General features: G+C 66.6%; 6 protein-coding genes. 4 read left to right on the top strand and 2 right to left on the bottom strand.

What is annotated here, in order from left to right:
- The coding region (locus J0I79_RS02425; RefSeq protein WP_292855129.1) for an XRE family transcriptional regulator at window positions 1-505 on the bottom strand (505 nt) is incomplete at its 3' end.
- Window positions 506-637: 132 nt separating this feature from the next.
- Between J0I79_RS02425 and J0I79_RS02430 the strand changes: the two genes are divergently transcribed.
- The 4 genes from J0I79_RS02430 (at window position 638) to J0I79_RS02445 (ending at window position 5,498) form a co-directional block, all read left to right on the top strand.
- On the top strand, window positions 638-1,771 hold the full coding sequence (locus J0I79_RS02430; protein WP_292855131.1) for an FAD-binding oxidoreductase: 1,134 nt from the start codon (window positions 638-640) through the stop codon (window positions 1,769-1,771).
- Between the two features lie 51 nt (window positions 1,772-1,822).
- Entirely contained in the window at window positions 1,823-3,427 is a 1,605-nt protein-coding gene (locus J0I79_RS02435; RefSeq protein WP_292855133.1) for an ABC transporter substrate-binding protein, read from the top strand.
- Between the two features lie 190 nt (window positions 3,428-3,617).
- On the top strand, window positions 3,618-4,715 hold the full coding sequence (locus J0I79_RS02440; RefSeq protein WP_292855135.1) for a serine hydrolase domain-containing protein: 1,098 nt from the start codon (window positions 3,618-3,620) through the stop codon (window positions 4,713-4,715).
- Between the two features lie 99 nt (window positions 4,716-4,814).
- A complete protein-coding gene (locus J0I79_RS02445) occupies window positions 4,815-5,498 on the top strand; it encodes a YoaK family protein (RefSeq protein WP_292855137.1) in 684 nt (227 codons plus the stop codon).
- Between the two features lie 2 nt (window positions 5,499-5,500).
- Here J0I79_RS02445 and J0I79_RS02450 read toward each other — a convergent pair whose 3' ends face one another.
- Window positions 5,501-6,220, bottom strand: a complete 720-nt coding sequence (locus J0I79_RS02450) for a 3-keto-5-aminohexanoate cleavage protein (protein WP_292855139.1) — start codon at window positions 6,218-6,220, stop codon at window positions 5,501-5,503.
- Window positions 6,221-6,362: the final 142 nt, after the last annotated feature.

Consider the following 6,362-nt stretch of genomic DNA (forward strand, 5'->3'; position numbering starts at 1 on the left):
GGCCCATGGTGGAATCGATATAGACGCTCTCGCCCGCCTTGAGCCGCACCGGCGCGTACTGGTCGGTGTGGAGTTCGATCTCGCCCTTGAGCACGATCAGGAATTCCTCGCCGGCATGCCTGGTCAGCGGGCCGAACTCTTCCGGCGTGCGGGCGCGCGCATAGGCGTGGATGGGCACCATGCGCTTGCGCACCAGGTCGGTGGCGAGATAGCGGTAGTCGTAATTGCGGGTCAGCTGACGCAGCGTGTTGGCCTGCGAGGTCACCGAGCGGCGGGTGCGCGCCGCCGGCTGCTTGCGGTCGCCGCTGAGCAGTTCCGTGACATGGATGCCGAGCCCCTCGCAGATCTGCAGGAGCTTGTCGTAGCTCAGCGACATCTGGTCGTTCTCGACCTTGGACAGGGTCGACACCGCGACGCCGGTCAGCGCGCTGACCTCCTGCAAGGTCCAGCCATGCGTCTTTCGCAAGGCGCGCAGACAATCACCGAGGTTCGGTTGCTCCGACATTGCCAGCTCCATGGCGCGAGGTCGCGCCGTTCCACCCTAGGTAGTCGAACTCCTTATCGCCATCAACAACGCCAATAATTTTCTTATACGCTAAATATTGACGGGATACGAAATTATTTTTACGACTGATGGATGCAGTCGAAATCTCCCCAGAAAATCGTCGTCATCGGCGGCGGCATTGCCGGCCTCTCGCTGGGGGCTGCCTTGGGCGACCGGGCTGAAGTCACCGTGCTCGAGCGCGAGCCGCATCTGGGCTACCATGCCAGCGGCCGCTCAGCCGCCCTGTTCACCGAAACCTATGGCAACCGCCTTGTGCGCGGGCTGACGCTGGCCAGCCGGCGGCAGATCGTCGATGGCGGTTTCGTCGCTCACCGGCGTGGCGCGCTGCATGTCGGCTGGCGTGGCGATGACGCGGCAATAGACCGGCTGGCCGGCGAATTGCAGGCGCTGGTGCCCTCGGTGCGGCGCCTGTCGGCGGCCGAGCTCCACGCGCTGGTTCCCGTCATTGCCGAGGAGGCCACGTGCGGCGGTGTTTATGAACCCGACGCGGTCGATGTCGACACCGGCAAGATGCTGGCGGCCTGCGCCTCGGCGCTGAAGGCCGGCGGCGGCATCATCCGCACCGGCGAAGAGGTTCGCGAAATCAGCCGTACCGCCAACGGCTTCAGCGTCACAACCGGCACCGCAGTCTACCCCGCCGACATCGTCGTCAACGCCGCAGGCGCCTGGGTCGATGTCGTCGCCGGCATGGCCGAGCTGGCGGGCCTCGGCTTCCAGCCCAAGCGGCGCACCGCCTTCCTGTTCGATCCGCCCGCCGGCGCCGACATCAGCGGCTGGCCGTTGGTGGTCGACCTGCACGAACAATTCTACTTCAAGCCCGATGCCGGCCGGCTGATCGGCTCGCTCGCCGAGGAAACGGACAGCGAGCCCTGCGACGCTTATCCCGAGGACATCGACGTCGCCATCGCCGTCGACCGCATCGAACAGGCGACATCGATGCGCATCGGCCGCCCCTCGACGCCATGGGCCGGCCTGCGCACCTTCGCGCCCGACCGCACGCCGGTGATCGGCTTCGACCCGCGCCTGCCCGGCTTCTTCTGGCTCGGCGGCCAGGGCGGCTACGGCTTCCAGGTGTCGCTGACCCTGGCCCGGCTGGGCTCGGCGCTGATCAGCGGCGGGGCCCTGCCGGCTGATCTTGCCGCGCTCGGCGTCACCGCGGCGGCGCTGGCGCCCGACCGTTTTCTCGCCATGGCCCCGGCGCCATGACTTCCCGGCCCCTTCCCTCGAACCCGTAAAGTGTCATCAGGAGCGTTTGCGATGAAATCCACCGTTCTGCGCGCAGTGCTTGCCTCGACAGTTCTGGCTTCGTCCGCCCTTGTTGGCGGGCAGGCTCTGGCCAAGACCCTGGTCTATTGCTCGGAAGCCAATCCCGAGACTTTCAACCCGGCGATCGGCATCGCCGATTCCACCATGGACGCGGCCGCCAAGACGATCTTCAACCGGCTGGTCGAGTTCAAGCCGGGCACGACCGAGGTCGGGCCGGCGCTGGCCGAGAGCTGGGACGTCTCGCCGGACGGCAAGGCCTACACGTTCCACCTGCGCCACGGCGTGAAATTCCAGTCGAACGAGCATTTCACCCCGAGCCGCGACTTCGACGCCGACGACGTGCTCTACACCTTCAACCGCCAGCGCGACGCCAGCAATCCCTACCACAAGCTCGGCGGCGGTTCTTACGAGTACTTCAACGCGCTGGGCATGGGCACGCTGATCGACAAGATCGAAAAGGTCGACGACTACACCGTGCGCTTCACGCTGACATTGGCCAATGTCACCTTCCTCGCCGGGCTGGCGCTCGACTATCTCTCCATCCTGTCGCTGGAGCAGACCGAGAAGATGGTTGCCGCCGGCACGCCGGAGCTGATCGACAGCATGCCGGTCGGCACCGGCCCCTTCATGCTTCAGGCCTATTTGCCCGACAGCCAGGTCCGCTACGCCGCCAACCCGGACTACTGGCGCGGCGCGCCGAAGATCGACACGCTGGTCTTCGCCATCACGCCCGAGCCGACGACGCGTGTCGAGCGCATCAAGGCCAATGAATGCCAGGTCGCGGCGCCGCCGCCGCCAAGCGCGGTCGCCGAACTGCGCAGCGATCCCGACATCAACGTGCTCGACCTCAAGGGCCAGAACATCGGCATCCTCGGCTTCAATGTCGAACACCCGCCGCTGGGCGACAAGCGCGTGCGCACCGCATTGGCAAAAGCCATCGACCGCAAGGCGATCGTGGAAGCCGTCTATGCCGGGGCGGGCACCGTGGCCGGCAGCGTCGTGCCGCCGGCGCAGCTCGGCGCCGTCACCGACGCCGGCATCGACTACGATCCCGACGGCGCGAAGAAGCTGCTGAAGGAAGCCGGCCACGAAAGCGGCCTCAAGATCAGCCTGTGGGCGATGCCGGTGTCGCGTCCGTACAATCCCAACGCCAAACGCATGGCCGAGATGATCCAGGCCGACTGGGCGAAGGTCGGCGTGCAGGCGGAAATCGTCTCCTTCGAATGGGGCGAATATCTCAAGCGCACCGCGGCGGGCGAACAGGACACGTTCCTGCTTGGCGGCAGCAGCGACAATGGCGACCCCGACAACATGCTGAGCTATCTCCTGTCCTGCGATGGCGTGAAGGGCGGCTCCAACCGCTCGCGCTGGTGCGACAAGGATTTCGAGAAGTTGCTGGACGAAGGCCGTGTTGCCAACGACCCCAAGGAGCGCGCCGCGATCTACGGCAAGGCGCAGGCTATCCTGAAGGAGGAAGTGCCGGTGGCGCCGATCGCCCATTCGGTGGTGGCGATCCCGGTGCGCAAGAGCGTGCTCAACTACGTGCTCGACCCCTTCGGCCGGCAGAATTTCGCCGCCGTCGACATGGCGGAGTAGAAACCCCGCGCCTCTCCCTTCTCCCCTTGTGGGAGAAGGTGGATCGGCGCGCAGCGCCGAGACGGATGAGGGGTGTTGGACAGAGTACGGTGGGTGCCAAGCTTAGCACCCCTCATCCGACCTCGCTTCGCGAGGCCACCTTCTCCCACAGGGGGAGAAGGGAAGAACGAAACGACAAAGCGAGACCATCATGCCCAAGGACCTGACATCCCTCCTCGCCAGCTACCTCGCCGATGGCGCGGTCGGAGCCTCGCTGGCCTATTCCACAGGCGGCGCGCCGACCGCCCTCACCGCTGGTCTCGCCGACCGCGCGCATGGCACACCGGTCACATCGGACCAGCTGTTCAAGATCGGCAGCTGCACCAAGACCTTCGTCGCCGCCGCCCTGGTGAAGCTCGCCGAGACCGGCAGGCTCGACCTCGGCGCGCCGATCTCCGCCTGGTTCCCGGACCTGCCGGGCGCGAAAACCATTTCCGTGCGCCAGCTCGTCAACCATCGCAACGGCCTGCCGGAGTTCGAATACTACATTCCGATGGACCCGACCCGGCAGTGGACACCGCAACAGCTGGTCGACATCGCCTTTGCCTCCGACAAGCAGAAGGCCCCCGGGGGACCCGCCGTCTACAACAACACCGGCTATGTCCTGGCCGGCATGGTGATCGAGGCGGTTTCGGGCCAGTCGCTGGGCGCCTATGTCAGGAGCGCCATTCTCGAGCCGCTCGGGCTGAAGAACACATGGTCGCCGGCGACCGAGGCCTTTCCGGAAAAATCGATGGTGCGCGGCTACTACCATCGGCCGCCGCCGGCGCCGAACGCGCCCACCGACATCGCCTCGGGCGGTGAGATGTGGCGCATGGACGGCGTGCTGCCCTACTCCGAGGAGTTGCAGGATTCCTCCGACGCTTTCCCTTACGGCGCCGCCTATGGCTGCGGCGACATGGTGTCGACGCCATCCGACATGGTGGGCTTCATGCGCGGCCTGTTTTCGGGAAAACTCCTGTCCCCGCCCTTCTTCGCCGAGATGTTCGAGAACCGTGTGCCGGCGAGTTTCCCGGGCACCCGCATGCGCGAAACCGGCGCCGGCATGTTCCAGAGCGCCTATGCCGACCGCGCCTTCTACGGCCACCAGGGCAGCATTCCCGGTTACGTCGCGGTGATGCTGCACGATCCCGAAACGGAACTCACCATCGCCATGACCAGCAATGTCGGCTCCGGCAACCGCCTGTCCTTCCAGGCCAGCGGCCTGCATCCGGTGGTCGACCAGGCGATACGGATCATTCTGGGGTAGGCGCCGGGTCAAGACCGAACGGCAGCAAGAGCCAGTCGCAAGTGGAATACCGTCCCGGGATGTGAGAGGCTGGCGCTTCCCGGGACACGAGACGCCGCCATGAAGCCCACCTTGCCGCTGCTGTTGAGCCTCAATGGCGGCTATGTCGACACGGCCGGATTCCTGGCGCTGCAGGGCCTGTTCACCGCCCATGTGACGGGCAATTTCGTTACCCTGGGCGCCTCGCTCGTGCTTGGCATTTCGGGCGTGCTGGCAAAGCTTCTGGCGCTGCCGGTGTTCTGCATCGTCGTTATCCTGACCCGGCTGGCCGGCGAACGCCTGCGCGCGAAAGGCCATCAGGCGCTTGGGCCGTTGCTGGGAACCAAGCTGGCGCTGCTCGTCGTCGGCGCCGTGCTGGCGATCCGCTTCGGCCCTTTCGCCAATGGAGACAGCGCGACTGCGATCGTCACCGGCATGGTGCTGGTCACCGCCATGGCGATCCAGAACGCGGTCCACCGCGTCCATCTCGCCGCCGCCCCGCCCTCGACGCTGATGACCGGTACCACCACCCAGATCATGATCGACATTGCCGACCTGATCGGCGGCGTGGCGCCGGAAGCGCGACCGGCACTCGTCACCCGCCTGCGGCGCATGGCGGCGGCGGTCGCAGTCTTCGCCGCCGGCTGCGCGGCGGCGGCGCTGGCCTTTGCCCTTGCCAATGTCTGGTGTTTCGTCATCCCGCCGGTGATCGCGCTGGCCGCGTTGCTGTTGAGGCTTTCCGCGCCGGAAGAGACGAGGCCGTAAGGTCAGCCGCGCCCCGCAAAAACCGCAACAGCCGCCTTGACGATCTCCGCATTGTCCTTCGCCACCGTCCCGTCCGCCAGCGTCTTGCCGTCCTCCAGCCCGACCCGCGTCGACCAGCGCTGTTGCCGCGCGAGGTCCACGAACGGCCAGACGGTGAGGTCGACGCCGTGCAGCAGGATGGGCCGGCGCAAACCGGCGCGATCGAGCACGGCGGCGATGCCATGCGCTTCATCCAGCGCGGCGGCCAGATCCGGTATGTCGATCTCGATCAGTACGCGCAGCACGCGGCCATGGCCGGCAAGGCTGACGAAACGCTCGGCATCGGCGATCGTGGCAAGTCCGGCCTCGATGCCGACGCCGCGCTCCCGCAGCAGTTCCATCACGCCGGGCGCGTCGGCTTCCGAAAGATTGACCGAGGCATAGTCGGGCAGTTCGCGCCAGGCCGCGATCGCCGCGCGGGTCCGCTCCACGTCGTTCTCGATCCAGGCGCCCGTCGACACGCCGGTCAGCGTGCCGGGGCAGGCTTGGCGAACGGCAAGCATCGTTTCGTCGACGGCGGCCAGGCTTTCGCGCCCGTCAGCGCCGCGCGGATGGATATGAAGCTCGGCGGCGCCGGCGGCCAGGCAGGCCGCCGCATCGGCTGCCATCGCCGTCGCCGTCAGCGGCAGCGCCGGATGGAAATCGCGCGGACGCGCGCCGTTGATGCAGGCCTGGACGATCATGATCACACCTTGGACAAGAGTGGTGTAGTCTAGCTGCGCCGCAATGCGCGGCAAAGAGTTGCACAGCGTCACTCCTGACAGTGAAGCTGCCAATCTCCCCCCTTGTGGGGGAGATGTCCGGCAGGACAGAGGGGGGCGCTGT

Source organism: Mesorhizobium sp. (assembly GCF_017306585.1).
Taxonomy (GTDB): Bacteria; Pseudomonadota; Alphaproteobacteria; order Rhizobiales; family Rhizobiaceae; genus Mesorhizobium.

Excerpts from the sequence above, each read along its gene's own strand:
- J0I79_RS02430 (WP_292855131.1), top strand. The coding sequence starts at position 638 with ATGCAGTCGAAATCTCCCCAGAAAATCGTCGTCATCGGCGGCGGCATT.
- J0I79_RS02435 (WP_292855133.1), top strand. The coding sequence starts at position 1,823 with ATGAAATCCACCGTTCTGCGCGCAGTGCTTGCCTCGACAGTTCTGGCT.
- J0I79_RS02440 (WP_292855135.1), top strand. The coding sequence starts at position 3,618 with ATGCCCAAGGACCTGACATCCCTCCTCGCCAGCTACCTCGCCGATGGC.
- J0I79_RS02445 (WP_292855137.1), top strand. The coding sequence starts at position 4,815 with ATGAAGCCCACCTTGCCGCTGCTGTTGAGCCTCAATGGCGGCTATGTC.
- J0I79_RS02450 (WP_292855139.1), bottom strand. The coding sequence starts at position 6,220 with ATGATCGTCCAGGCCTGCATCAACGGCGCGCGTCCGCGCGATTTCCAT.